General features: G+C 42.8%; 21 protein-coding genes. 12 read left to right on the top strand and 9 right to left on the bottom strand.

The window, feature by feature from the left end; all coding sequences use genetic code 11:
• The first annotated feature begins 242 nt into the window (after positions 1 to 242).
• Positions 243 to 806 (top strand): NapC/NirT family cytochrome c, encoded by a 564-nt coding sequence (locus tag L5M51_RS14580; RefSeq protein ID WP_219251870.1) that lies wholly within the window; start codon positions 243 to 245, stop codon positions 804 to 806.
• Between the two features lie 66 nt (positions 807 to 872).
• Here the strand turns inward: L5M51_RS14580 and L5M51_RS14585 are convergent, their stop codons facing one another.
• Positions 873 to 1,157, bottom strand: coding sequence for a DUF1145 domain-containing protein (locus L5M51_RS14585; protein WP_212599513.1), 285 nt, complete (start codon positions 1,155 to 1,157; stop codon positions 873 to 875).
• A complete protein-coding gene (gene rsmD / locus L5M51_RS14590; protein ID WP_263173465.1) occupies positions 1,132 to 1,800 on the bottom strand; it encodes a 16S rRNA (guanine(966)-N(2))-methyltransferase RsmD in 669 nt (222 codons plus the stop codon). The genes L5M51_RS14585 and rsmD overlap by 26 nt, the downstream gene beginning before the upstream one ends.
• 213 nt (positions 1,801 to 2,013) lie before the next feature.
• On the opposite strand from rsmD, the gene ftsY reads away from it, so the two are divergent.
• From ftsY to L5M51_RS14640, 10 genes are all read left to right on the top strand, one after another.
• The gene (gene ftsY, locus L5M51_RS14595) at positions 2,014 to 3,624 is read left to right on the top strand and encodes a signal recognition particle-docking protein FtsY (protein ID WP_263173468.1); all 1,611 of its coding nucleotides are present in this window, start codon (positions 2,014 to 2,016) and stop codon (positions 3,622 to 3,624) included.
• 3 nt (positions 3,625 to 3,627) lie between these two features.
• Entirely contained in the window at positions 3,628 to 4,344 is a 717-nt protein-coding gene (gene ftsE / locus L5M51_RS14600; protein WP_105250626.1) for a cell division ATP-binding protein FtsE, read from the top strand.
• Positions 4,341 to 5,306, top strand: coding sequence for a permease-like cell division protein FtsX (ftsX, locus tag L5M51_RS14605; RefSeq protein ID WP_113940269.1), 966 nt, complete (start codon positions 4,341 to 4,343; stop codon positions 5,304 to 5,306). The genes ftsE and ftsX overlap by 4 nt, the downstream gene beginning before the upstream one ends.
• 225 nt (positions 5,307 to 5,531) lie before the next feature.
• The gene (gene rpoH / locus L5M51_RS14610; RefSeq protein ID WP_006079635.1) at positions 5,532 to 6,389 is read left to right on the top strand and encodes an RNA polymerase sigma factor RpoH; all 858 of its coding nucleotides are present in this window, start codon (positions 5,532 to 5,534) and stop codon (positions 6,387 to 6,389) included.
• A gap of 456 nt (positions 6,390 to 6,845) precedes the next feature.
• Positions 6,846 to 7,208 carry a hypothetical protein gene (locus L5M51_RS14615; RefSeq protein ID WP_219251866.1) on the top strand — a complete coding sequence of 121 codons (363 nt, stop codon included), beginning with the start codon at positions 6,846 to 6,848 and terminating at the stop codon, positions 7,206 to 7,208.
• 717 nt (positions 7,209 to 7,925) lie between these two features.
• Positions 7,926 to 8,456 carry a fimbrial protein gene (locus L5M51_RS14620; protein ID WP_131524791.1) on the top strand — a complete coding sequence of 177 codons (531 nt, stop codon included), beginning with the start codon at positions 7,926 to 7,928 and terminating at the stop codon, positions 8,454 to 8,456.
• 68 nt (positions 8,457 to 8,524) lie between these two features.
• The gene (locus L5M51_RS14625; RefSeq protein ID WP_173248192.1) at positions 8,525 to 9,271 is read left to right on the top strand and encodes a molecular chaperone; all 747 of its coding nucleotides are present in this window, start codon (positions 8,525 to 8,527) and stop codon (positions 9,269 to 9,271) included.
• A gap of 11 nt (positions 9,272 to 9,282) precedes the next feature.
• On the top strand, positions 9,283 to 11,871 hold the full coding sequence (locus L5M51_RS14630; protein ID WP_263173471.1) for a fimbria/pilus outer membrane usher protein: 2,589 nt from the start codon (positions 9,283 to 9,285) through the stop codon (positions 11,869 to 11,871).
• A gap of 10 nt (positions 11,872 to 11,881) precedes the next feature.
• A complete protein-coding gene (locus L5M51_RS14635; protein ID WP_263173472.1) occupies positions 11,882 to 13,213 on the top strand; it encodes a fimbrial protein in 1,332 nt (443 codons plus the stop codon).
• A gap of 19 nt (positions 13,214 to 13,232) precedes the next feature.
• A complete protein-coding gene (locus tag L5M51_RS14640; protein ID WP_263173474.1) occupies positions 13,233 to 13,913 on the top strand; it encodes a molecular chaperone in 681 nt (226 codons plus the stop codon).
• 76 nt (positions 13,914 to 13,989) lie between these two features.
• Here L5M51_RS14640 and L5M51_RS14645 read toward each other — a convergent pair whose 3' ends face one another.
• Positions 13,990 to 17,556 carry an ATP-binding protein gene (locus tag L5M51_RS14645; RefSeq protein WP_263173476.1) on the bottom strand — a complete coding sequence of 1,189 codons (3,567 nt, stop codon included), beginning with the start codon at positions 17,554 to 17,556 and terminating at the stop codon, positions 13,990 to 13,992.
• Positions 17,553 to 18,179 carry a response regulator transcription factor gene (locus tag L5M51_RS14650; RefSeq protein WP_113940277.1) on the bottom strand — a complete coding sequence of 209 codons (627 nt, stop codon included), beginning with the start codon at positions 18,177 to 18,179 and terminating at the stop codon, positions 17,553 to 17,555. The genes L5M51_RS14645 and L5M51_RS14650 overlap by 4 nt, the downstream gene beginning before the upstream one ends.
• A gap of 329 nt (positions 18,180 to 18,508) precedes the next feature.
• Here L5M51_RS14650 and L5M51_RS14655 point away from each other — a divergent pair, with 329 nt between their 5' ends.
• Positions 18,509 to 19,747 carry an EAL domain-containing protein gene (locus tag L5M51_RS14655; RefSeq protein WP_198572382.1) on the top strand — a complete coding sequence of 413 codons (1,239 nt, stop codon included), beginning with the start codon at positions 18,509 to 18,511 and terminating at the stop codon, positions 19,745 to 19,747.
• A gap of 4 nt (positions 19,748 to 19,751) precedes the next feature.
• On the opposite strand, the gene menE is transcribed toward L5M51_RS14655, so the two are convergent.
• The 5 genes from menE to L5M51_RS14680 all read right to left on the bottom strand — a co-directional run bounded on the left by menE (position 19,752) and on the right by L5M51_RS14680 (position 25,956).
• Positions 19,752 to 21,197, bottom strand: coding sequence for an o-succinylbenzoate--CoA ligase (gene menE, locus L5M51_RS14660; protein ID WP_411569252.1), 1,446 nt, complete (start codon positions 21,195 to 21,197; stop codon positions 19,752 to 19,754).
• Entirely contained in the window at positions 21,160 to 22,266 is a 1,107-nt protein-coding gene (gene menC, locus L5M51_RS14665) for an o-succinylbenzoate synthase (protein ID WP_263173483.1), read from the bottom strand. The genes menE and menC overlap by 38 nt, the downstream gene beginning before the upstream one ends.
• Positions 22,267 to 22,292: 26 nt before the next feature.
• Positions 22,293 to 23,081 (bottom strand): 2-succinyl-6-hydroxy-2,4-cyclohexadiene-1-carboxylate synthase, encoded by a 789-nt coding sequence (menH, locus tag L5M51_RS14670; RefSeq protein WP_263173485.1) that lies wholly within the window; start codon positions 23,079 to 23,081, stop codon positions 22,293 to 22,295.
• The gene (menD, locus tag L5M51_RS14675) at positions 23,081 to 24,802 is read right to left on the bottom strand and encodes a 2-succinyl-5-enolpyruvyl-6-hydroxy-3-cyclohexene-1-carboxylic-acid synthase (protein ID WP_263173486.1); all 1,722 of its coding nucleotides are present in this window, start codon (positions 24,800 to 24,802) and stop codon (positions 23,081 to 23,083) included. The genes menH and menD overlap by 1 nt, the downstream gene beginning before the upstream one ends.
• A 185-nt stretch (positions 24,803 to 24,987) precedes the next feature.
• Positions 24,988 to 25,956, bottom strand: coding sequence for a LysR family transcriptional regulator (locus tag L5M51_RS14680; protein ID WP_263147469.1), 969 nt, complete (start codon positions 25,954 to 25,956; stop codon positions 24,988 to 24,990).
• Between the last annotated feature and the right edge of the window lie 273 nt (positions 25,957 to 26,229).

Below are 26,229 nucleotides of genomic sequence, written 5' to 3' on the forward strand. Positions count from 1 at the left end.
TAACTATAAAAAATCGGTAACTTGCGATTATCGGGTGATTGCATTAGCTTTAGTTAAAGTGCATCACAGTTCAGCTAGCGGTTTTTACCAAATGACGTCCAAATAGTTAGAGCTAAGTCTCATTTTGCGCTTTTAAGGTTAATTTAATCAGCAAATTTCGGCTTAAAATCAAATTTCTAATAAATGAAAGAGCATAAACTAGTCTTATAAAAACTAATTTTGACAATTTTGGAGATAGAGTGATGAACTGGCGTGCACTATTTAAACCTAGCGCGAAATATTCAATCCTGGCGCTACTGGTCGTCGGTATTGTAGTGGGTGTTGTGGGGTACTTTGCCACTCAACAAACATTACACGCGACCAGTACAGATGAGTTCTGTATGTCTTGCCATAGCAATCATTCGCTGAAGGATGAAGTGTTGGCTTCTGCACATGGCGGCGGCAAAGCGGGGATTACGGTTCAGTGTCAAGACTGTCACTTACCCCATGGTCCGGTCGATTATTTGATCAAAAAAATCATCGTATCTAAAGATTTATATGGTTTCATGACAATTGATGGCTTTAACACTCAAGCTTGGTTAGATGAAAATCGTAAAGAACAAGCGGATAAAGCGCTGAACTATTTCCGTGCGAACGATTCTGCTAACTGTCAGCATTGCCACACTCGTATTTACGAGAATCAGCCAGAAACTATGAGTAAAATGGCTGTAAGAATGCACTCAAATAACTTCAAGAAAGAACCTGACGCGAGAAAGACCTGTGTTGACTGCCATAAAGGCGTAGCACACCCATATCCAAAAGGATAAGGTTTAGCGTCTAGTTGACCATTAAAAAGCCCTCTATTGAGGGCTTTTTGCTGTCTGTGTGCTCGGTTAATTCGCTTGAATCATCACCCGTTGCCGATAAGCTAACAGGCTGAAAATTCCGAAGATAAACACTTGTAGATAATCTTGTTTCGTTAATGGCAGCAAGGTCTTAAACAGCATGTGGAAAATCGCGACTTGGAAGCAATGCATCATGCAGGTAATGGCAAACAGGATATTTAAAGTAATCGCCACATTGCCTTCAAAGGGGATGACTAAGTTGTAGGCCATCATCAACCATGCAATCAGAGTGATGGCTTTACCTAAGTTAATTAATAAGGGCATGGTTTTCATCTTCGATGGGCTCAACAGTGGTTTCTGAGTGATATTGATATAAACGGTAGCTCACTTGCCCTGCATTCTTTTCTTTTAAGGCGTGCCAGCGAGAAGGGATAGCAAGTTGCGTCAATTCAGACTCGATTTCGACATAAATCAGCGCACCATCATTGAGCCAACCTTGAGTATCGAGCAGTTGAATCGTCTTTTCTGCCAATCCCTTACGAAAGGGTGGATCGATAAACACCACATCGAAACCTTGCTCGCAGCCCCTTTGCAGTACCACTAACGTATCAGCATTGAGCACTTCGGCCTTATCGCATTTAAGGGTTTGCAGATTTTCTTTTAATTGCAGGGCTGCGCCGCGTTGCAACTCGATAATTTTGGCGAAACTGGCATAGCGGGACAAGGCTTCGAGAGCTAAAGCGCCGCTACCGCCAAAACAGTCGAGTACACGTGCATTGACTAAATCATTCGCCAGCCAGTTAAAGAGTGTTTCGCGAACCCTGTCTGTCGTTGGGCGTAAACCTTCGAGATCTTGGATAGGTAGACGACGCGAGCGCCATTGGCCTGCGATGATCCGCACTTGTCCACTGCCGGGTTTATTTTTGGCTGTTTGACCCTTGGTCACATTATTTTTGACCGTTCGATGATTAACCAAAGTGCCCCCGTGATTTTGCCTGAAGAAAGAAAGTGGTAGACTGTGCCACCTTAATAAAGGCCGCTATTTTATATCAAAGTCTCACTAAAAGGTGAGAAGGCTAACTGAGCTTAGCTAATTGCCGACTTTTTGGGCGTAATTGCCGAGGCAATCTGGTATAACATCAGGGTCTTATTCAAAATTCAATACTGAAGTAGAGCGCTGGAATCACACATGGCAAAGAAAGGTTTTTTCTCTTGGTTTCGTAAAGATAAGTCACAAGATGAGGTCGTCGCTGAAACGCCAGTTGTTACTCCAACACAAGATACTGATGCAGCACAGCGTGTAGCGCAGGAACAAGTAGAGGCACAAGGGGCCATCGAGGCCGAAGCTCATGCTGAAAAACAGGCTGCAGAACAGTTAGCGGCCGAACAAACACAGGCAAAAGCCGAGGTCGAGCAATTCGCCCTTGAGCATGCCCGAATCGAATCGTTGCATTTTGCTAATCAGCAAGCTGAAGCAACACGTTTGGCTGCAGAACAACTTAGTGCAGAAAAGCATGCTGCAGAGAAGTTAGCCGAAGCACAGTTAGAAGCAGAGCAACGCATCGCAGAACAATTGGCAGCACAGCAGTTAGCGGTTGAGCAAGCCGCCGCAGAGCAATTAGCTCAAGCAGAGGCGGTGCGTGTAGTTGCCGCTCAGCTAGAAGCAGAATTACTCGCAGCGGAACAAGCTGAACTTGCCCGTTTGGCCGCCGAACAGCATGCCGCTGAAGCCTTAGCGGAAGAACAACTCGCTGGCGAAGCACTAGCACGTGAGCAAGCAGAGGCTTTAGTTCAGCAACAAGCTGAAACTGAGCAAGCTGTTATAGCCGTTGCTGAATTGCAACCTGAGCCGCAGGCTAGACCCGTTAAGGAAGGGCTCTTTGCTCGCCTGAAACGTGGCTTAATGCGTACCAGCGAGAATATTGGCAGTGGTTTTATCGGCCTATTTCGCGGCAAGAAAATCGATGACGATCTGTTTGAAGAACTCGAAGAGCAATTATTAATCGCTGACGTTGGTGTCGAAACCACTACGCGATTAATCAAGAATTTGACAGAGCATGCTTCACGTAAGCAGCTTAAAGATGCCGAAGCTTTATATGAATTGCTGCGGGATGAGCTGCAAAAAACACTGGATCCAGTCGCTATCCCGTTAGTACCAGACAATGCTAATGGCCCATTTGTTATCTTAATGGTTGGCGTTAATGGCGTGGGTAAAACTACCACTATTGGTAAATTGGCCAAACAATATCAGAGCCAAGGTAAGTCAGTGATGTTAGCCGCGGGTGATACCTTCCGTGCTGCAGCGGTTGAGCAGCTACAGGTTTGGGGTCAACGTAATGATATTACAGTGATTGCCCAGCATACAGGTGCCGATAGTGCCTCTGTGTTGTTCGATGCTTTGCAAGCGGCCAAGGCGCGTAAAGTGGATGTATTGATTGCCGACACTGCTGGTCGTTTACAGAACAAAGCGCACTTGATGGAAGAGTTGAAGAAAGTGGTGCGAGTGATGAAGAAACTCGACCCAGATACGCCACATGAGGTCATGCTGACATTAGATGCGAGCACGGGGCAAAACGCTATTAGCCAAGCACAATTATTCCAGGAAGCCGTAGGTGTAACGGGTATTACCATCAGTAAGTTAGATGGAACGGCTAAGGGCGGCGTGGTATTTGCGATTGCTGATAAGTTTAATATTCCGATCCGTTACATAGGTGTGGGTGAGCAAATTGATGATTTGCGAACCTTCAATTCGAAAGAATTTATCGATGCTTTGTTCACTCAAGAAAAAGCGGATAGCTAATTTATGATTGATTTTCAGCAGGTCAGTAAGATTTATCCTGGCGGCCAAATGGCGCTGGAGGATGTGAATTTTCATCTACAGCAAGGTGAAATGGCATTTTTAACCGGCCACTCGGGGGCGGGTAAAAGTACGCTGTTGAAATTAATCACGGTAATCGAGCGGGCAACAACGGGGCGCGTCGCGATTAACGGTCACGATATTGCCAAAGTCAGCCCTAAACATGTGCCTTATTTGCGCCGCAATATCGGGATGATTTTCCAGAACCATCACCTATTGATGGACCGCAGTGTGTTCGACAATGTGGCTTTACCACTGGTGATTGAGGGATTCTCCCATGGCGAAATCCGTAAGCGTGTTGCGGGTGCCCTCGATATGGTGGGTTTATATGGCAAGGAGCGGCATAACCCAATTATGTTGTCCGGCGGCGAACAGCAACGTGTTGGCATTGCTCGTGCGATTGTGAATAAACCACCTTTACTGCTCGCCGATGAGCCTACGGGTAACTTAGATCCTAAATTATCTATGGATATTTTGCGTCTGTTTGAAACCTTTAATGATGCGGGAACCAGCGTATTAATTGCCACCCATGATTTAGGTCTTATCGCAAGAATGAAATATCGCACTTTTACCCTCAAACAGGGCCGTATGTTAGGTGCACAAGAGTTGCATCCTAATGTGCACACTCGCAGTGCACCGACGAATAGAGGTGAAGGGCAATGAGCGATAGCGCAAAATTAACTCGCAGCAAGCTGCCTCTGTCTGGTCGGATTGTGATGTTTTTTATTCGCCATGCGCAGCAAGCAATGGCGAGCATGGGAGAGCTCTGGCGTAACCCAATATCCTCTGTGATGACCATGGCTGTCTTAGGTGTGAGCCTAAGTTTGCCTGCAGCATTGCAAGTGTTAGTTAAAAATGCCGAGACCATTACCAGTTCCTGGAACAGCGCGGCAGAGATCTCCTTGTTTATCGACGATAATCGTAGTGAACAAACGATTCAGAGCCTGCTGACTCGCATTCGGACATATCCCGAAGTGGATAAAGTGCAATATATTGATAAAAATCAAGCGCTAGAAGAATTCCAACGCTTATCTGGGTTTGGTGAGGCCTTGGCCTATTTAGATAAAAATCCTTTGCCCGCGGTCATTACCGTTACGCCTACGCCGCGTTACTCAACGCCGGTGGGCGCCCGTGAACTCTTAACTAAACTAGAGCGCGAGCCTGAGATTAGCTTTGGCCGCTTAGATATTGAATGGTTAGAACGGTTACAGGCGGTAGTGCGTCTACTCGAACGCACTGTGATGGCGATTGCCGCGTTACTCGTGCTGGCCGTGGTCTTAGTGATAGGTAATACGATTCGCTTAGCGATTATGAATCGGCGCAGCGAAATTGAAGTGATGAAGCTAGTCGGAGCAACTGAAGCCTTTATCCAGCGCCCATTTCTCTACACAGGGATTTGGTACGGAGTCATTGGCGGCATATTGGCTTGGCTTATCATCAACTTATTAGTGTGGTATCTCGATTCCGCCCTTGCTGAGCTTTTAGGCTTGTATGGCAGTCAGCTTGAAATGAAATCACTCACTTTTATTGAACTGCTGCAATTGGTTGGACTTGCCTCATTTTTAGGTTGGTTAGGTTCGTATTTGTCTGTACGCCAGCATTTACGGTCGATTGAACCTTCATAATAATCAGTCGATTAAACTAAAAAAAGTGACGAAAAAAATGCTGAGTAATGAACTTTTGTTCACTTGCAATGTCTACTTCAGCGAGGTAAAAAGGGTATCTGCAAACGAGCTGAGGTTGACATACTCTGTCAATTAGCCGATAGTTCGTGAGCTTATTCTTAGGGTATTTTGTTGTTGAACCTAAGAATGCACTCGTTAAGTAGTCTGATAAATGTAGGAGAGCGAATGACCTTTCAAACGCAATCAATGGCACTGACAGTCCCACAGGGCGCCAGTAGTCTAGAAGCTTATATCCATTCAGTGACTAGCATCAGCATGCTGGACGCTGAGGCTGAGTATGAGTTAGCCAAGCGTTTACAGGAAACTGGTGATCTACAAGCTGCGAAGCAACTGATTATGTCGCACTTACGTTTTGTAGTGCACGTTGCAAAGGGCTATTCAGGCTATGGTTTGCCACAGGCAGACCTGATCCAAGAAGGCAACATAGGCTTGATGAAAGCGGTTAAACGCTTCGATCCCGATGTTGGCGTGCGTCTTGTGTCTTTTGCTGTGCACTGGATCAAAGCTGAAATTCATGAATATGTGCTGAAAAACTGGCGCATTGTTAAAGTCGCGACCACTAAAGCACAACGTAAGTTGTTCTTTAATATCCGTAAAGCGAAAAAACGCTTAGGTTGGTTCAGCGATGCAGAAGTCACTATGGTGGCTGAAAATTTAGGTGTGTCTAAGGCCGATGTGACCGAAATGGAATCACGTATGGCAGCGCAAGATCCGGCATTTGATTTAACCAATGATCAAGACGAGGAGCATGATTTTGCCCCTGTCCATTATTTGGAAGATCATTCATCGGATTTAGCGGAAAATATTGAAAACGACAACTGGGAATCCAATGCTCAAGGTCGTTTATTATCGGCCATCAAAACCCTAGATGAACGTAGCCAGCATATTCTGCGCGCCCGTTGGTTAGATGACGATAAAACCACACTGCAAGAACTTGCAGAGACTTATCAAGTGTCGGCCGAACGTATTCGCCAACTTGAGAAAAATGCCATGAACAAGCTAAAAGCTTGCATGGAAGCCTAAGTTACATCACGTGTAAAGTGATTTTAACTTAGCCATAAAAAAACCTGCTGCGGCAGGTTTTTTTATGGGAGAAAGAATGGATTTAATCGCGCTATTTAAAGTGAATTTCGCTATAGCTATAAAGCTCAATCGTATTGAAACGTAGGCGACTATGGCTGATTTCACCACGAGACATCGGATTTATCCTACATTTAGAGCCGTTATAAATAGTTAATATATCGCTAACTTTTGAGCCTCAATTCGAAAGTTATTTTCGATGCTTATTATCGAACGGTTTGTTCCTCCGCATTTTGAGTATCGCCTTAAGCAAGTTGATATAGGCATCGGGCATGGAAGGTTGGTCGGGTAGCGATGGATTATGTACCAAGGAAAGCATTTAAGTTAGAAGGGATACCCGCCAATTTACGATAGATACTCATTATGCGTTTTTTTTAATGCTTACAAAGGTGGGAAGTTATGTTCTCAATGATCACTAAGTTAGCCCTATCATCAGAATCTGGTTGGGGTACTGCATTTCGTGTCAATGGGGGCGTCGAAGTATGTCAGCAGAGCTTGTTTTGGTTAGTTTGCAAGGGTATCGCTTTTGAACGCGAGGACTTAAAGCTTAGTTATGTATTGGGAGCTGAGGTCATTCTATGCCAATTTGAGACGAGAGTTTTAATTGAGTTGCTTAAAAAAAATAACATTCATTATTTTCAAGACGATAGCCAAGTGCGATGGTTGCTGCCCCGTAATGTATCAACAATCTTCTATGCGCAGTGGAAGAATAGTATAGCGGTTGATCTTAACCAAACCTGTGCTGACTACTGTTTTTTTTAAATGCTTATTCTTGCCATGACATTTTTATATGAATGAGTAGTGTTTTAAGCTAGATAAGTGTGATTAGTTAGTTATAAATTTTTAATCTATTAATAAGTACATTTATTGCCAGTAAATATACTTCAGAACATCCATTCTTGGTCGATAGTTAGGAGGTGTCCTACAAATCGAAATGGGTGATGAGATGTTAAAGGTATCGTTATTCGGCGTAACTACAGTCATGTTGAGCGCGGTGATAAGCTGTAACGTGATAGCAAAAACTGAGTTTAAAACTCTTTCTTTTCAAGGTGAGATAGCAGAACCAAGTTGCTACTCCGATCTATCTACCATTTCTTGTTATGACCAGAATCTCAATCAATTTATCTCTCAGACTATAACTCCCCAAGTGTATGCAAATTCTATAGATAGCGACAAAATACTTGTTATATCAACTCAGTTCAAACAAATTAATAATCTAGTTTTTAGCCGAAAAAATGAGAATGAAGTTATTCTTGCTCTTCATTATAATTGATTCACAATTTTGCCATTAATAATGGCGATTTCATTTTTTGAAATCGCTTTTTAATTTTTATCTTTAGTATATTTATTGTCAGAAATTTCCTACAAGATCGCAAGTCTAGTCCTATATGTAATTGTTAGTGTTGTTGCTATTGTGTGCTCAGCTTCGATGAGCCATAACCTTAATATTTCCATATAGTAACAACAGTAGGATGTCTGATGAAAAAATTAACGCTATCTATTTTAGTTTTAGGTGCATTGTTTGGTACTAGTGTTCAAGCGAATAATACTATTACTTTTTTGGGTGAAGTATCGGACCAAACTTGTGAAGTGGCGATTAACGGAAATGCGGCTAATCCCAGTGTCTTGCTACCAACAGTTTCTACGGCTCAACTTGCCACTGCAGGCTCAGTTGCTGGTGAAACACCTTTTACCATTTCAGTCAGTGGTTGTACTGTCAATGCAACGCAAGCTTTACCTATTAAAACCGTATTTTTGGGTAACAATATCACAACCGCAGGTAACTTAGGCAATACTGGTACGGCAACGAATGTAGCATTACAGCTTCTTGATTCAGTTGGTGGAACGAGTATCAATTTAACAGCAGGAAGTGCTGTTGATGGATTAAATGTTGCTGCAGGTGCAGACTCTGCCTCCCATGATTTTGCTGTGCAGTATATTTCTGAAACTGGTAGTGCAACAGCAGGTCGTGTGATTAGCTCTGTCCAATATGCAGTTTCTTATCTTTAATATACGATAAATTATGATTATTCGCTCACCCAGCCTATGGGTGAGCGCTGCTGCTTTTTGGGGCTTCTATGATTTTTTCTAGCTTACTTCTTCGTTTAATATTTTTGACTCTACTCATGATCGGTTTTTCAGTTAATGCGAGTGTGGTCATGACCAATACGCGAGTCATTTATCCTAGTGATGCTAAAGAGCGCAGTGTTCAGTTAACAAATAACGATGCTTTTCCAAATGTTGTTCAGGTCTGGACTGATATTAATAACCCAGAGTCGGCACCTGAGTATGCTGATGGCCCATTTTTGGCCTTACCCGCTATTTTTAGAATAGAGCCTAAGCGAGGGCAGTTAATTCGCTTAATTTATAGCGGCGGTGAGCTGCCAAAAGACCGTGAGAGTGTGTTTTATCTTAATTTTCTACAGATACCTCCATTATCGAAAGAAAATGCTGGTGAAAATCAGATGCTAGTGATGCTCAAAAATAGAGTGAAAATATTTTATCGGCCTGTAGAGATTGAATCTAATCCAGATGATGTAGCAAAAGAGATTGCCTTTGATGTTCAGTATGCTGATGCTGGAATTCACCTTGATGTGAAAAATAATGCGGCTTTTTTTGCCTCTTTTGTTGAGGCAAAAATTAAGTCGGGAAAACAAGAGCTAATCATCCCTATTACTATGCTTGAACCTAAGTCTAATCAGTTGATAGACATTCAGAATAAGCAGTTTGTCATCACATATCCAATGACGATTGAATTCACTTTAGTAAATGATTACGGCGGATTTGTAAAAAGTGAATATGTTATTGCATCTGCACATCATTGATAAGATTGGTTATGAAAAAATCCATGCGTTTGATGAGCCAAATTTACTCTTTACTGCTATTGATTGGTGTGATCTTTTGCATGTCTTCATCGTTGAGGGCCGATGACTTACAGGATTTCACATTTGATGACAGCCTATTACTTGGTGGTGGTTATGGCGATAGTTATCTTTCTCGCTTTAACTCGATTGCAGAAACTATTCCAGGTCAATACCAAGTTGATATCTATATAAATGGTACTTACTTAAATAGGGAAATTATTAATTTTGTTAAGGTTGGCTCCCAAGAAGTTGTGCCTTGTCTCGACCTTAATTTCTGGAACAAGTCGAATGTGACTGCAATATACATAAACGAAGATGCATTATTGCAGGCTGAATGTGCGGCCCCTGATACTGTGGTCAAGGGCGTATCGACGCAATTTGATGCCGAGAAATTAAGATTAGAGATTGCGATCCCACAAGCTTATTTACGGCAGATTCCGCGTGGCTATGTTGATCCTTCATCTTGGAGTGAGGGAGAGAATGCTGGATTTATCAGTTACAACAGTAACTACTATCAAACTAATAGCCGCAGTGCTGGTAGCGATATGCGTGCCATTTATACGGGCCTTAATTCAGGTGTCAATTTAGGATTATGGCGCCTGAGAAATCAATCGAGTTATCAGTACAAGGATGTTGGCCAAAATACTCAAGAAAGTTTTAATTCTATTAGAACTTATATCACCAGAGCCTTGCCGGATATGCAGAGCGAACTCTTGCTTGGTGATGCCTACACTCGAGGAAATATTTTCGGTAGTTTAGCTTTTACCGGCGTACAGTTGCTGACTGATAATCGTATGTTACCAGAATCCCAGCGTGGTTATGCACCTGTCGTCAGAGGACTCGCTAACTCAACCGCCAGCGTAGTGATTAAGCAAAATGGTGTGAGTATTTATCAAACCACAGTAGCGGCGGGGCCTTTTGTTATTAATGACTTATTTCCCACAAGCTATGAGGGGGATTTGTTAGTTGAAATTAGTGAAGCCGATGGAAAGGTCTCTAGTTTTACTGTGCCATTCAGTGCTGTGCCTGGCTCGTTGCGTGAAGGAAGTTTCCAGTACGGGTTATCATTTGGTGAAGTAGATCAAGCAGAGTCTGGTGGGTACTTTGTAGATTTAATTTCTGAATATGGTTTGAGTAATATGCTGATGCTAAATAGCGGTGGGCGTGTCGGAGATGATTATTTTGCTTTGAGTCTAGGGACTGTATTAGGTACAGAATGGGGGGCTCTAGGGTTAACCGCAGTACATTCTATGTCTCGTATTTCTCAGCCTTCAGTATTAAATGAGTGGAAAAATGGCTGGCGTGTTGGGCTTAATTATAGCCATTCGTTCGATTCGGGGACATCAGTGGCACTTGCTGGATATCACTACTCTACTGAGTCATTTCGGGAGTTGAATGATGTTTTAGGTTTGAGGAGGGCATTGGAGAGTGGGAATATTTTTGAATCTGAGACCTACAGTCAGCGGTCTGAAATGAGTTTGAGTGTGAATCAGAGTTTAGATGACTTTGGCTTTGTGTATTTGAGTGGTTCTAAACGTCAATACCGTGATGGGCGCGATGATGACGATCAACTACAGTTCGGTTATACGGTGGGTATTGGTCGTGTGAATATAGGGCTCACTTTTTCACGTCAATATACCAGTCAAGTTCCGCTACAGAATGGGTTTGGTGGTCAGCTATTAACTGAAATGAGCGGTTATTCCTCTGATAGGGTGAAGGAAGATCTCGTGAGTCTCACCGTGTCCATTCCATTTGGTAGTCGCCAGTCAAACATGCTTAGCAGTGGGTTTAGTCACTCATCTAGGGGTAATGAACAGTATAATCTAGGACTCGCAGGCACTGTGGACGATGATAATACTTGGACATATGGCCTGAATGCTTCACTGCAGCGGCAGGATAGTTCGAGTGAAAGTGTCAGCGTCAATACGCAAAAGCGTTTTAGCCAAGCGACTTTATCGGGTAACTATTCGATTTCTGATACTTATCAGCAGGTTGGCGCTGGGTTGAGTGGTGCTGCAGTGGTGCATTCTGGCGGCGTAACATTAAGCCAAAACCTCAGTGATACTTTTGCGATTGTTCAAGCTGAGGGAGCTTCTGGCGCAAAAGTGACCAATAATTGGGGTGCTGAGATTGATGACTTGGGATATGCAATTATCCCATCTTTGACGCCTTATCGCACAAATAGTGTCACGCTTGATACGGGATCTATGTTAAGTGGTACAGAACTTATCGAGACACAACAGCAAGTTGCGCCCTATGCTGGCTCTATCGTTAAGATGAAATTCGAGACTAGACACGGGATAGCCGTCGTCTTCATGACTCAGCAAGCCAACGGCGGCGTTATTCCTATTGGCGCCGAAGTCGTGGACGAAGATGGCCTAGTATTGGGCATGGTTGGACAGGCTGGTATGGCTTATGTCAGAGCTTCTAAACCGAGTGGTCAGTTGACCGTTAATTGGGGAAATAAACCCGATCAGCAATGTCACTTTGACTATACCCTCGAAAGCAGTCGTGATAACACTTTATTAAGAATGCCCGCGCTATGTGAGCGGGTTAATTGAGATAAAAACTATGATTGAGTTCAACCTAGGTCGGCTGTTGGCAGTGGTATCTTTTGTGTTTGCCACTTTAGTTAGTGGTCAAGCTATGGCGACTTGCTACCGTATATCGACGACTACAACAGATCCGGCAAATTTTTATTATGTCGCACCTGCGTATGGTAAAACAGCTATATGGTATGGTGGTCACGATCCCAATAGGGGCATACTTAATCTGCCTATCATCAATGTTACCGATGAAAGTTTTCAACCCAATGGCACGTTATTGGGATCGAGTGTTGCGCCCTTCAGTACCTATGGACAGACTGGCGGGTATGATCCTGAACAGGTGCTTTTTCGTTGCGATGCGGCGGATGAGCACCAACTAAATGAGATCTACTCAGTAAACGCTGATAATGCTTATGGCGGCATGTACGAAGATGGCGTGGCTTATGGTATTAACAAAGGTTATGCCACTTACCATCGAAATGTTGTGCTCAGGGTTAAGAATAATGCCACCGGTCAGTATTTTTCGCGCTTATGGCAATATCGACCGCTGCGGGGGTTAGACCGTGATGCTCAGGGAAGAATATTAGTGAAGGCGAAAAACTTTACTGATGTCACGATAGAGCTGTTCCAGATTGGCAATATCAGAGGTGTGACTGAGTCTATCGCATACAGTTATAATCAACCTGCAGCTTATATTGCTTTTGGTGGGCCTGGCCTTGCCTATCCTACGGAAGGGGTTGACCATATTAGTCATTATCCAGGCTGGTATGCGAATTGGCCTGGGAATATCAGCTTATATCAACAGTTGTATACGCGAAGGGCTGGAGGTTGTGCGGTAATGAATGTCACACCTTATGTGTTGTTCCCCACTGTGACTATCGCGGAATTAAACAGCGGCGTTACCCGAGAAGCTGACATCCAGATTAATTATCGTTGCCAACAGAAAGCCAATATTAATGGCCCCGCAGTTAATGCGAATGCTATCGCCTTTAAGATTGAGAGTAATAATTACCAGATAGCGAGACAGTTGGGGTTTGCGACTCAGGATGCTGTGACATATCTAGTCAGTAACGGCTATGGTACTAATACGGTTGCTAATGGTGTGGGGGTAAAGCTACAACGCAATGATGGTGTGATTCAACCCTTTTTAAATTTTGATAATAGAACCAGCTTAGACTCACAATATAATGCATGGAAAGACGGTTGGCGGCCATTACAGGGGAATCGGACTGGTATTGTCGGTACGAGTTATCAATATATGGATAATTACAGAGTTGTTTTTGGTAAGTTGCCAGGAATGAGTCCAACGGCAGGAAAATTTTATGCAAAAGCGGAAGTGCTTATTCGGGTTCAGTAGTTTAGTTTTATGGCTCCTAATGTTGCAAACCGCTCTGGCTGGCGTAGTCGCCGATCGTAGTCGAATTATTTTTGCGGCTTCCGATCGGGATCAAGGGTTGTCACTGGTGAATATTAATGACTACCCTGTGATGGTGCAACTGTGGGTGGATGACGGCGATCCAGACTCTGGCCCTGAAACTGCAAATGCGCCAATTTTGCCCTATCCTGGCTTGTTGCAAATAGCCCCAAAGGAGCGCAAGCACATAAATCTGCTTAATATTGCGGAGCAGGAACCTGAAAAACAAGAACAGTTATACTGGCTGAATGTATACGAAGTTCCACCCACCCCCGCCAAAAATATTGATGAAACCGAGGGGCAACTGTTGATTGTCGCTTTACGTACTCAAATGAAGGTTTTTGTGCGGCCCAATAAGCTCGCTATTGATGTTTTAGACTTAGCAAAGTGGCAGTCATTTATATTGAAAGACAATATGTTATCAATAGAGAATAAGTCACCTTACTATGTGACCTATCAGAACCTCAGTTTGAGTTTTAAAGGGAGGGATTATGCTATTTTTCAAGGAATGCTAGCCCCTTACTCCGTAGAAACTGTGACTATCACTGAGAGCGAGTTAATCGATCAGCTTGGACTTATCCTAAAGGCCGAGTACATAGACGATGAGGGGAATGCTCAGCCGCTTGCTTTGACAGTGAATTGAACATAAGGCTCTGTTTACAACAGGGCCTTATGTGTATGTATTTATATAGCGTGACTTGAAGCTATGGGCTTGGGCATTATTTTGAGGCTGTTTGGGTATAAGAGATCACTTCTGCCTCGAGTGAAGCAATAGCCTGAGATACGGCTTCAACATAAGCATTCAACTGCTGATGGCTCGCATTTTCCAGCATTTCACAGGCAGACATAAGCTTCTGTGCATCGATAATTCTCGCAGCACCTTTGATCTTATGGGCGAGATCTTTGATGGTACTCAAATCATTATTTTCGAGGGCTACATACAGGGACTGCAAGTCGCTTTGATTGCTTTTAAGGAGTTCTTTAAGCAATTTATCAACTAACTCTGCATTATTTCCTGTGAGTTTTTCTACTGCGTCAGCGGCAAAATGTGTGGCGGTTATGGTGATTTTCTCTGGGGTAAACCGTTTAATCATACTTTCTAGCTCCATTAGGCTGATGGGTTTGAATAAACAGTCATCCATCCCTGCAGTTAAACAGGCATCCTTGGCTTCTTTTTGGGCATTAGCGGTATAGCCGATGACGATAGCATGCGTGTGACGTTTGTGTTCGAGTTGGCGAATTTTCTGACAGAGTTCATAACCGTTCATTTCTGGCATATTACAATCGGTGATCACCACAGGATACTGTTTACTTTCGAACATGTTTAAGGCAATTAAGCCATTTTCTGCTTCATCAACACTATGGCCTAAATATTTAAGCTGCTGGGCTAATAGCAAGCGATTCGCAGGGTGATCGTCAACAATTAAGATATCGAGGGGATTACTCACATGCGATTCTGGAATGGGTTGTGAAGGGTTATGGATTGCTTCGGCTTCAAGCTGGGTGAGGGTTAATTGCATGCTGATCTGAGTTCCTTGATGCAATTTACTTTCAAGGGTTAAACTCCCACCCATCATTTCGCACAGAGAGCGGCTAATCATGAGCCCAAGCCCTGTACCACCATGGGTTGTGTGGGTTCCTTGCGCTTGGCTGAAAGGGGTAAATAGTTTCTGTTGGTCGTCCCCCGAAATGCCAATTCCTGTATCCGTGACAGTAAATAGAATCGTGTGAGTTGTATTGGTGAAACTTTCTGATTGAATTTTCACTTTTACTCCACCGCTATCAGTAAATTTAATGGCGTTACCAATTAAATTTGACAGTATTTGCTTAATCCTCATAGGGTCAACGAGTACATCATTCGCAATAACAGGATCGAAATCCAACTGTAAAGTGATTCCTTTTTGCCTTGCTAGTCCATCAAACACTCTCACGACAGAGGTTGCAATTGTCTTAAGATTGGTTCTCATGGGCGAAAGTGACAGCTGACCCGCTTCAATACGAGCAATATCTAAAATATCACCAATAAGTTCAAGTAAGTCATTAGCGGAATCATAGGCAACTTTAATTGAATTTAAATCAAACTGTTGTGAATTTGTACGTTTTAGTACCAGTTCTAACATTCCTATGATGGCATTCATTGGCGTACGGATTTCATGACTCATAGTTGCTAAGAAAGTACTCTTTGCTTGGCTTGCACTGTCCGCAGCTTCCTTAGCATATTCTAATTCTTCAATAAGCTTGACTCTATCGCTGACATCTATCCAACCACCAATAATCCCTTCTATATTGCCAGCTTCATCGCCATAGGATTTAAACCAATGATAAATATTATATTTATGTCCATTTATATGAAGTTCTCTATCCTTAAATATGGCAAGACCATCCTCTAAGGCTTGCACATATTCTTTATCTACAATAGGAGCCTCTTTAGAGCGACTGGCTCCTTCCATTGTGGTCTTATATAGCAAATCTTCGCGTGAGGCGTTGAAAGCATTAAGGTAACTCTCGTTACACATAGTCAGTTCACGCCGCTTATTTCTTACATAAATAGGATGAGGTATGGCATCAACAATGGACTGCATAAATTGCAGTTGTTGATTAAGTTCTTTTTTGGCTAATAGCCGCTTGCGATAATGAGTTCGAGTGTAAAGAGCCCAAATAATTGAGACTAAAATCATGATCGTTGAGGCAATCACAATAGTGTAAATAGTGTACTTATAATCCTTCCAGCTTTGGCGTGCAGGCAGGGCATTACGGCGCCAGCGATTTTCTGCCATTTGTAATTCATCAGGAGGAATAACAGTTAATGTTTTATTAAGTATACTCTTAAGTAGTTTATTTGAACTCGCCATTCCGAATGCCACAGATGCTCTTGGCATTTCATCTATGATCTTACTTACTTCTAAAGTATCGCTGAAATAACTATTTACATAGAAGTCGGCTAAAGCCAGTGGCACAATAGTGGTATTTGTTGCACCAGTCGCTATATCATTCAATGCCTCAAGATAATTGTCAGCGATTATAATGTCTGCATTAGGATTTATTTTTCTGAGCATGTTATCATTAAAAGTACCATCGGGAACAACTATAGCGTTAATATCTAGGTCTTGTGCATTTTTCTGTGTTACAAAAACATAAGGTGAATTTGAGAATTCTTTAGTAAAAATAATATTTTTATTAAGTTCTTCACTCGGTGAGAATATTGTCATCATAGCTTTATGATTGAGGACGGAACTAATCTGTTCTGAAAACCTATTGTTAACAATATAGTCAAACTTTAGCCCTGAATACATTTGTATTAGTTCCAAAACCTCAATGCCAAACCCTTCAGCGTTATGTGTATCGTCAAGGTATGTTAGCGGTGCCGCATACTTATTAATTGCCACTGTTATTTTAGGGTTTTTTTGTAGCCAAGCCGTCTCATCTGCTGTAAAACTGGGGAGTTCTGAGGTAAAAGGAATGGTGCTTCCACCGCCACTCCAGCGTTTTCTAATCAACTTTCTCTGTTCGAGTGAAATATTACTAATAGATTTATTAATTATATCTATTAAGGCCTTATTTTGTTCTGTTGCAGCAAAGGCGCTGCCATAGGAGTTTAGAGACAAGTGAGTGTCTAATTTAAGTTTTCCAGAGAAGTTGTTGTTTATTAAATAGTTGGCGGAGACTTGGTCGACAATCACAGCATCAACTTGCCGAAATGCAGCTGCAGCAACGGCCGCCTGTCTAGAGGAAAATTTGAGTAATTTTCTATTTGGATAAATATCTGTTATCGCTTCATCTGGTAAGTACTCATAGGCCATAGACATTGACTTGATTTGTTCATTATCACCTAAGTTAGCATTTCTGAATATAGAAGGCTTATCAACAGTATAAGGTGTACTTAGTAGCAGACCGTGCATTTGTTCAAATTTATTTGCTGTAGTAATTAGATCTACTTCTCCATTGAGCGCTGCGGTAATTGTTTTTTCCCGAGATGTATAACGTTTTATATTGACTTCAATGTTGAGCATATTAGCAATAATATGTATATAGTCAGCACTAATTCCTTTATAAAATTCTTGTTCACCATTTACTGTCATGTCAAATGGTGGATAGTCAGGCGACGATATGCCAATATTCAGAAATTTATATTTTTTAAGTGTATCAATCTCTTCTAATGATAGCTGGATAGGCAATGCAGCCTTCTCTTGATAGCCGATCAAATGATAATGGGTAAATTTACTTTCATGTGCTAGTGAATAAATTGAATTTAGACTCAATATAAGAATGAAAATAACATTTCTCATATTAAGTTTTGCCTCTTTGCTATTTCAATTATATCTACCAAATTTTTTGCATTTAGTTTATCAAGTAGTCTAGTTTTATATGTGCTAATGGTTTTGTTACTTAGCAGCATACGCTCGGCTATTTCTTTATTAGATAAGCCGACTGCTAGCTGCTGCAACACCACCATTTCACGAGTTGAAAGCTTTTTTACGAGTTCAGCCTCGTCCTGACTCGATTTAGCAATCATGTTGTTATTGCTTATAATCGGAAAATAGGAGTGGCCTGTGAGAATTGCTCTAAGCGCGCCAGTGACTTCATTCATGTCCTTTTGTTTAGAGACAAAACCTGAAGCTCCGGCTTGAATACAACGGGAAACAAAGTGATCAGATGGTTGTGCCGTCAAGACTAAAATTGGCGGGCTCTTTACGAGTTTTCTTGACCTTTCTATCACTTCTAATCCATCTAATTGGGGGATGCCAATATCGAGAATAACAGCATCGGGTGAGAGTTCTTTAATAAGTTTTAATGCATCAACACCATTATTGGTTTCTGCTATCACTTCAAAGCCACTTTGTTCTAAAATGATTTTTAGTGCTAAAACAACAACTGGATGATCATCTACTATTAATATTTTTCTTTTCATTCATGTAACTCCATAACTATTGAGTACAGATTTTATCCTTTGTAAGTCGCTACAGTGAAATAAAACTATGTGATTAAGATTTTTCCTACATATTTTTCAGCAATTTCTTTTAAATAATAGTCGTAAAATATTTGAAGGCAGATGAATTTAATCATAGGCATTCTCATTGTTTTTAATTCATAAACATCTGTATATATTTGTATCTCGAGTTTTGATCCTCTAGTGATTTAAATTATAGCTGACTATCTATATCTCGGTGTTGCAGCTTTTTTGCGGCAAGGGCGTAACAGGCATTTGTCTATTAGTATTTTAATTTTAAAGGGTATTCAATGGGTAAGGTTAGAGTGATTGTCTTAGAAGACCACCCCTTTCAACGTGCAGTACTTGAGCATAATCTTGCATCTCTTAGCAACGTTGAGGTGTTTGCTTTTGGGGCAGCACAAGATGCGCTTGTTTGGCTCGATGAGCATCATAGTGCGGACATAGTGATATGCGATCTTATGATGGCAGGTATTGATGGTCTATCGTTTTTGCGCAAAGCAAAAGCAAAATACGATATAGCTTCAGTTGCATTATTTAGTTGTATTGATAAGGAACTCAGGCGGTCTGTATCGCAGATGATTAAAATGCTTAATTTTGAATATCTTGGTGATTTAAGTAAGTGCCCTTCAGTGGATAATTTGCAGCGTATGTTAGATAGATTTACCAACAGTCGCATTCAAAGGAGTCAAATTTCTTCGGGTTTTATAGCTGCTAGGTGCCCCGAAAATTTTGTATTTGAGGATTTTGAACAAGCATTGAAGCAAAGGCAGTTCGTGGGTTTTTATCAGCCCAAATTTGATGTTGCAGGCTTTAACTTGAAAGGGGCAGAAATGCTCGCACGCTGGCATCATCCTGATTTTGGATTGTTAAATCCCAGTACTTTTATTGACCGGTTAATTTCACATGGCTTACTTGACGATTTATTCTTACAGTTATTCGAGCAAGGCTGCGCTTTACAGCAGCGTTTACAACAACATGAAAGCCTAATTTCTCTCGCCTATAATCTCGATATCTCTCAACTTAATTCGACTAAATTAGTGTATCAGATTGTCGATATGGTAAAGAAATTTAACATTCATCCTCAAAGTATTACCCTCGAAATTACTGAGACTGGCCTGTTGGCTGCGCCAGCAGTGAATATGGAGAATTTAATCCGCTTGCGAATGCTAGGATTTGAATTGGCGATTGATGATTTTGGTGCTGCACATTCTTCATTGGCACGTTTATGCGAATTGCCTTTCTCACAAATTAAATTAGATGGTTGTTTTGTGCGTGAACTTAGTGTTGAACCTAGGTGCCAAGCCGCAATTTCCAGTGTGATAGCGTTATCACAAGCACTTAATATGGAGTTAGTGATAGAAGGTATTGAAACAAATTCCCAATTAGTATTGTTGCAACAGCTTGGCTGTACGATTGGACAGGGCTTTTGTTTTTCTCGTCCTATTGATGAGCAAACATTTATCCAACGTTTTTTCCCTGCGAGTTTACAGCTTAAAGAATTACAGGAGCTTAGCCTTGAGTTTTAGTGGATTAACTTGTTTTTGTTAGCTCACTGATCAAGGATTTTCGGTTCACTTTCAGTCCTATTTGTTCATTATTTTCTGGCCATGAATAATATTGTCTTGGACGTTTGAAGCGGGCGATTTTGTTGGCAAGGAATAGTTCGAGCGTATTTGCAATCGACCCTGGGTGGTGGGTTAAACTGCCGCGAATGATGGCGGCAGGGAGATTGCCAAATTGTATATCTGGTATGGCGAAAACGATTGCATCGTCTATTTGTGGGTGCTGTTTAAGCGCGGCTTCGATTTCTTCTGGCTGGATGTTTTCGCCGCCGCAGATAAACATATTATCGACGCGGCCAAGAATGCGAAGATTACCATTTTCGTCCCATTCGCCCATGTCTTTGGTGTAAAACCAGCCGTCTTGTTCAACGCACTTTTGTATTCCATCCGCGGTGAGATAGCCCATAAACAGGCATTCACCGCGCACCAAAATTACACCGTCTTCGATTTTGAGCTCACGTTTGGGGAGTAGTTTGCCACTGCTGCCGTCGCTTAAAGCGTGACCTGTGGTGATCTGCGAGCCCATTTCCGTCATGCCGTAACTGGTGTAACTGGCGATATTGCGTTGCTTAAGTTGTTGGAGTAAGTCGATTGAGACTGCGCCGCCACCAAGTAATAAGGCTTTGATACTTTTAAGCTTGCTGCTCGTATCGGCGAGTAACTTGCTCAGTTGTGTGGGAACGAGAGATATGTGAGTCAACTGTTCTTGGTCAATCTGCTGACCAAGGCTAAGCGCTTGATCTGGTATGACAACACTGGCACCGACTAAGGCACAGCGGTTTAATATCGCAAGACCGCCAATATGGAATAAGGGCAAGGAGAGTAGCCAGGCATCACCTTGTTCGAGTGGGATTAAGCTGCGTGCACCTTCGGCATTGGCAATATGATTCGCTAAGCAATGCACCGCCGCTTTGGGAAAGCCACTAGAGCCTGAAGTTAAAATCACATTAGCTGGACGAGTAAAGTCGACAGGTTGGACCAAGTCACTGCTAATGCTATTAAAATTTAAGCGCAAGTGATGACAATTCTGTAGTTCACAAACCTCAGCACTCCAAACATAGCGGATCTGATGTTCATCAATTAAGTCTTGGATCTGCGCGAGGGGAAAACGTGGCGAGATAGGAAAAAAGATTACTCCTATATCGATGCAGGCCCAATAGAGACAAATGATCTCGAGATTATTGCTAGCAATACAGGCGAGCGGTTCACCCTTTGAGATCCCCGCAGCGCTTAGCTGCTTAGCCAGTGCGATAACGCGCTGGCTAAGCTCTGAGTAGCTAATGTCTTGCCCCGCCAACTTGATGGCTGTCTGCTGTGGAAACGCAAGCGCAGCTTGGTGCACGGGTGACAGTGCAAGCGGTTTTGATAGGCTGGCATTAGACAAACTCGTTTCCCTCACTTTTAGCTGTATCATTATTTTGTTGCATTGAATCAATGGCGGGCAGTGCAATTGGCTCAAGTTGCGCGAGTGTGAGGCAGTATTGTTTGCCCGATGACACGACTAAATCTTGGCTAAAGGCGCAGAGGGTATCGAGCCCAGGGATTTCATCCGGAGTGAGAATCGCGGCTAAATGAGCCAGATCATTAATGCCTAAACTGCTCTCTAGACTCGAACTGATAATGCAACGTACGCCATAGCTTTGCGCCGTATCGATTAAATTAGCTAGTTTTTCGATACTGCCGAGCAGCATAGGTTTGATGACAAGCGCAGTCAGGCCATTTTGCATTACAAACTGGTATTCTGGATCGTTGAGCGATTCATCGAGGGCGTAGGGTATACCAATTGCTTGATAAAATTCATGATTATCATGATGATTCAGGCAAGGTTCTTCAATGTACTCTATGGTCTCTAGGGGCAAGCAAGCGGCAAATTCGATTGCTTGCTCAAGTGTAAACCCTCGGTTCGCGTCCAAACGCAATTTGAGATCGGGGCGGGTACGCAAAATGCCATAAATCAGGCTTAGTTCATCTTCGATTGAAGTTTGCGCGACTTTGACTTTAACCGAGCGAACATTCCAGCCAAGGGCGGCAATTTTGCTATCGAGCAAGTCTTTGCTGGCATCCGTTGGATGATAAATCAAAGGGACTGTGGCCGTTTGTGGACGGATGGCATCGAGTTTGCCCATTAACTTGGCATGTAACAGACTTAAACCAAAGGCCAAAGAAGGGTAAGGACTTTGCTCGGCGCATTCCAGCAATGTATCAATATGCTGACCGTAGAGTTGGGGTAATAATCCAGTCAAAGCCGTTTGCACTTGAGTGAGTGTTTCACGGCTGAACCCCATCAAGGCTTGTTCATCGACATCTATGCCAGAGAGTGGGGAAATTTCAACTTCGACTTGTCTATGCTCGCCACCAAGATTAGCGCTGGCACAGGCTTGTAATACTAATCCCGCTCTGTGATCGATACGTTGCTTGCCGACGGGCAATAATACGTCGAGCGGTAGTCGATATTGATACAGGTTAAGCGAAGTTAATATCATATATTTCCTACATTTTAATTCTGTCATTACCCTAGCAACTTCACTATTTTTGAGGTTAATGCCTCGGGAGCAGCTTGGTGTATGTTGTGGCCGGCGCCGTGAATACTATGGATGAGGATGGGCGCGTGTAATTGCCACTCTTGGGCGAGGGCATGGAACTTAGCATCTTGGTTGCCCGCAAAGAAATGGCACTCACAGGTAAGCTGCAAAGGTACATCCCACATCGATGCTTGGTGTGCGAGTGAGGTGGCTATGAATACCTCTTTAAGCCGCTGTTTAGGATGCAGATCTAATGCTGCAGAACGATGCTCGATTAAGGTTTTTCGTTTGGTAGCCGTCATATCGGCAAATACGGGCTGCTGATACCACAAGCTTAAAAAGTCTTTGCTATTCAGATGCAGTAAACGCTCGGCCCACTGAGTATCATTTTTGATTCTGGCAAGTTTTTCTTGCGGGTCTGTAAGTCCAGGATGGCAGGATTCGAGGTTTAGGCTCAGTAGTCTTTCTGGATAGGCTTTGGCAAGGTGCAGAGCAATACGGCCACCGAGAGAATAACCGTAGAGATGGAATTGACCAATGTGAAGGTCATTCAGGTGTGCCAACACATCTTCAACACATTGGTTAAATCCATTTAATTCGGTTGGCTTCAACTCCCTTTGGTTATCCCCATGGCCCGGCAGATCTAAGCAAATACAGTGAAAGTGCTGGCTTAGCGCAGGCATTAACGGCAACCAGTCGGCCTTAGTGCCTAAAAATCCATGCAGTAGCACTAAGGTCGGTAGTGAAGAATTGCCGTAACGGGCCATGGTTGGCATTAGCTTTGTTTCACCCACAAGTTGAGCTCGGCGATTTGGTCGCTGGCTTGTGTTTGACTTACATTGACTTCAATGATCGAAGCCCCCTGAAAATCCAGCGCTTCATTATAGCTATCTTGAAAATCGGCTAAATTATCCACTTGATTATAGGGCAAATTAAACATGGCTGCGGCATAGCCAAATTCTAAACCGTGGCTGAGTCGATAATAATCGCTACGGACTTGTTCATTGGGAACAGGCAATAAGTTGAAGATGTTACCGCCATCGTTATTGAGGATCACTATCACCAGCGGGCTGGTTAAGCCTTTAGCGATGGCTAGCGAGTTAAGATCGTGCAGTTGTGATAAATCACCGATTATTAAACTCGTGGGTTTGCCTTCATGGGCCGCAATACCGCAGGCGGTGGCGAGTAGTCCGTCAATACCTGATGCGCCACGATTAGTATAAGTGGTTGCCGTACAACAACTGACAGGGGCATACATGTCGTACAAGCGTACAGGCAGGCTATTGCCGATAAAAAGCTGCTGTTCTAGCGGTCGAGTATTGGCGATGGCACGCACAACTTGTGCTTCACCAAATTCCCCTTGGTCGATATTGCGCACAAATAAGTTATGCAATTCATCGTTATAGGTGATTAGAGTATTCGCCCAGTTTGCAGAGGATGAGCGATACCAATTTAAGGCCGCAAACTGCTGTGCATTCGCGTGCCAAATGTGTTTAGCATTGTGACTAGGGTCAAGCCGGTCTTGTTCTGGTAAAACCTGCCAATAGCTGTGCCAATTTTGCTCGGCGAGATAACCTATCAAGCGTTTTGATAATAAACGGCCGCCGAATACGAGTACACGATCCGCTTCCTGCAATAGATTACGCGCCCTTGGATGTTGCAGCAGTTGATCAATATTACCTATTGCCGCGGGATGCTGACGCAGTTGCGACTGGGCATCGGTAAGTAATGGCCAGCCGATTTTTTGCGATAGGGCAATGAGCTGTTGTGGATCTTGTTCAGGCGTGAGAGTACCGACAACTATTACCCCTTTACCGTGGACGAACCGCATAATGGCATCATCACTTGGGCTGCTCACCTGTTTGCTCTTACCGTAATGGGTATACGGGCGTGCGAGCTGCAGCCAAGTTTGCAATGGTTTGAGGTAGGGTGATTCGGCATCGAGAATCGCGCCACTGAGTTCACTCGGATACAAGGGCTCACGGTACATGCAGTTGATGTGCACTGGACGAGTTTGGTTCGCCACTGCTTCATCCACTGTGGTAAGCAACGCCTGCGGTGCGATATGTGTATCCGGTGTTGGCAAATTCACTTGAGTGGCGTAATTCGCAAAAATTCCCGGTTGGACTATGGCTTGATTAGCACCGCAGCCGAGTAATTCTGGTGGACGATCGCCACTTAAGACGATTAAAGGTACATGGGTCAGCCACGCCTCCACAATGGCAGGGTACAAGTTGGCGACTGCTGTGCCTGAGGTCGTAATGATGGCGACCGGTGCACGGCTAGCTTTTGCTAGACCTAAGGCCATAAAGCCGAGCCCACGCTCGTCGAAATGTAAGTGACGCTGGAGTTTAGTTTGCTGGGCGGCGGCGAGGGTTAACGGTGTTGAGCGCGAGCCCGGCGCCATACACACATGTTGCACGCCAAGACGTGCTAACTCCTCAAGAATAAGGGCGCCCCAAATAAGATTAAGAGTGGCTGTATTTTCGGTCCGCATAGCTGAATCTATTAGGATAAAGATGGGCTTAGTGTAACGTGTTTATGCTCCAAGATGTATGCTTGGTTTAACAATTCTCGAGTGGATCGCATGGGGGCTGAGGTGGAGCCTAAGCTAAGGCAGAGGATGCCTATCACCTCGTGTATCGGTGGTTTGTTGTTTGGATATGTTGAGCTATTGCTTGGCTAGATAATACGATCGACGATTTTTTTAATCTCTCCGCTTAACCATTTCAAGTCCTCATTGATTGCATTAGGCTGATTTTTTTGCACTAAGAAAATCGTTGGGGTTTCTGTATCTGCATATAAACGTTCTGCTTCATACTGCGATAGTTGACACGTATGCAGTTCAGGAATATCGCTCACCATTTCGTAAACAATCCGATAAGGCAATAGGGAGACTGCATTACTTTCGCCTAGATATTCAAACAAACTTGAAATACTGGTAATGGTAATTTCAGTATTGAGTTTAATGCCATTCGTTATGCAAAACTCTTGGTATGGACTCAATTTGGTGCTGGGATTACCAAGATCCGTATTGACATAGGGGTATTCCGCAATCGTTTCTAGGGTGATTTCCCTTTTAAAAATAGGATGATGCCTGCTAGCAATCAGGTAGAGTTTGTCCATACGTTGCAATTCAGTCGTTAGCAGTTTATCGCCGAAGGCGGCAACATCGGCAGCACTTTTATTGCAACAAATACCTAGGGTTGTATCACCATTAATAATGTCTTGAGTCGTATGCATAGACCAAGGGTTTATATTAATGTGCATGGTTTTTTGCTCTTCTTTAATAGCCTGCATCAAGGCCTTAGGGAAGGTGTAGGCAATTAATCCTGGCGCTGCAATTTCGACATGTGTCTTAACTTGGCGAGTGTTTGCTATTCTGGCTTTTTGAAACTTATCAGTACACTCAATTGCTTCTTTTGCAATTGGATATAAATGAGTAGCAAACTCATTTGGGAATAAGCCATATTTACGACGAATAAATAACTCATCACCAAAAATTTCCCGTAGATTTTTAAGGCTACGGCTGATTTTAGGAGCTGGAATGTCTAGCGCTTTCGATACATAGGTTGCTGACTTGTTCTCATATAATGAAACAAGTATTTTTAAACTCAGAATATCGAGGCCATCCATGTTACTAATGTGCATTTTTTATATTCCTTAATATTGAGCAAATACTTAAATCAACGCCTAATTATGGTGCTAATTAATAATTTTAATGTGAAACTAATCCCAAGTTTTGGATCTAGATTTTATCTATGTGTATCAAAGGTTTTTTGTTTTATTTTTAATATTTAAAATGGTTTTTCATAAAATTTAAAATTTCAAAAACTAATATTTGCATATTTAAAATGCAAATACTGAATTATCAAGTATCAATATTTGTATTTAAGATTTACATAATTTTGCAATGTGACGCGC

Source organism: Shewanella sp. SM73 (genome assembly GCF_025653795.1).
Classification (GTDB): Bacteria; Pseudomonadota; Gammaproteobacteria; order Enterobacterales; family Shewanellaceae; genus Shewanella; species Shewanella oncorhynchi.

What these genes read in the sequence shown, in the direction of transcription:
- L5M51_RS14580 (WP_219251870.1), top strand. Translation starts at nt 243, where the DNA reads ATGAACTGGCGTGCACTATTTAAACCTAGCGCGAAATATTCAATCCTG.
- L5M51_RS14585 (WP_212599513.1), bottom strand. Translation starts at nt 1,157, where the DNA reads ATGAAAACCATGCCCTTATTAATTAACTTAGGTAAAGCCATCACTCTG.
- ftsY (WP_263173468.1), top strand. Translation starts at nt 2,014, where the DNA reads ATGGCAAAGAAAGGTTTTTTCTCTTGGTTTCGTAAAGATAAGTCACAA.
- ftsE (WP_105250626.1), top strand. Translation starts at nt 3,628, where the DNA reads ATGATTGATTTTCAGCAGGTCAGTAAGATTTATCCTGGCGGCCAAATG.
- ftsX (WP_113940269.1), top strand. Translation starts at nt 4,341, where the DNA reads ATGAGCGATAGCGCAAAATTAACTCGCAGCAAGCTGCCTCTGTCTGGT.
- rpoH (WP_006079635.1), top strand. Translation starts at nt 5,532, where the DNA reads ATGACCTTTCAAACGCAATCAATGGCACTGACAGTCCCACAGGGCGCC.
- L5M51_RS14615 (WP_219251866.1), top strand. Translation starts at nt 6,846, where the DNA reads ATGTTCTCAATGATCACTAAGTTAGCCCTATCATCAGAATCTGGTTGG.
- L5M51_RS14620 (WP_131524791.1), top strand. Translation starts at nt 7,926, where the DNA reads ATGAAAAAATTAACGCTATCTATTTTAGTTTTAGGTGCATTGTTTGGT.
- L5M51_RS14625 (WP_173248192.1), top strand. Translation starts at nt 8,525, where the DNA reads ATGATTTTTTCTAGCTTACTTCTTCGTTTAATATTTTTGACTCTACTC.
- L5M51_RS14630 (WP_263173471.1), top strand. Translation starts at nt 9,283, where the DNA reads ATGAAAAAATCCATGCGTTTGATGAGCCAAATTTACTCTTTACTGCTA.
- L5M51_RS14635 (WP_263173472.1), top strand. Translation starts at nt 11,882, where the DNA reads ATGATTGAGTTCAACCTAGGTCGGCTGTTGGCAGTGGTATCTTTTGTG.
- L5M51_RS14640 (WP_263173474.1), top strand. Translation starts at nt 13,233, where the DNA reads ATGTTGCAAACCGCTCTGGCTGGCGTAGTCGCCGATCGTAGTCGAATT.
- L5M51_RS14645 (WP_263173476.1), bottom strand. Translation starts at nt 17,556, where the DNA reads ATGAGAAATGTTATTTTCATTCTTATATTGAGTCTAAATTCAATTTAT.
- L5M51_RS14650 (WP_113940277.1), bottom strand. Translation starts at nt 18,179, where the DNA reads ATGAAAAGAAAAATATTAATAGTAGATGATCATCCAGTTGTTGTTTTA.
- L5M51_RS14655 (WP_198572382.1), top strand. Translation starts at nt 18,509, where the DNA reads ATGGGTAAGGTTAGAGTGATTGTCTTAGAAGACCACCCCTTTCAACGT.
- menE (WP_411569252.1), bottom strand. Translation starts at nt 21,197, where the DNA reads ATGATACAGCTAAAAGTGAGGGAAACGAGTTTGTCTAATGCCAGCCTA.
- menC (WP_263173483.1), bottom strand. Translation starts at nt 22,266, where the DNA reads ATGATATTAACTTCGCTTAACCTGTATCAATATCGACTACCGCTCGAC.
- menH (WP_263173485.1), bottom strand. Translation starts at nt 23,081, where the DNA reads ATGCCAACCATGGCCCGTTACGGCAATTCTTCACTACCGACCTTAGTG.
- menD (WP_263173486.1), bottom strand. Translation starts at nt 24,802, where the DNA reads ATGCGGACCGAAAATACAGCCACTCTTAATCTTATTTGGGGCGCCCTT.
- L5M51_RS14680 (WP_263147469.1), bottom strand. Translation starts at nt 25,956, where the DNA reads ATGCACATTAGTAACATGGATGGCCTCGATATTCTGAGTTTAAAAATA.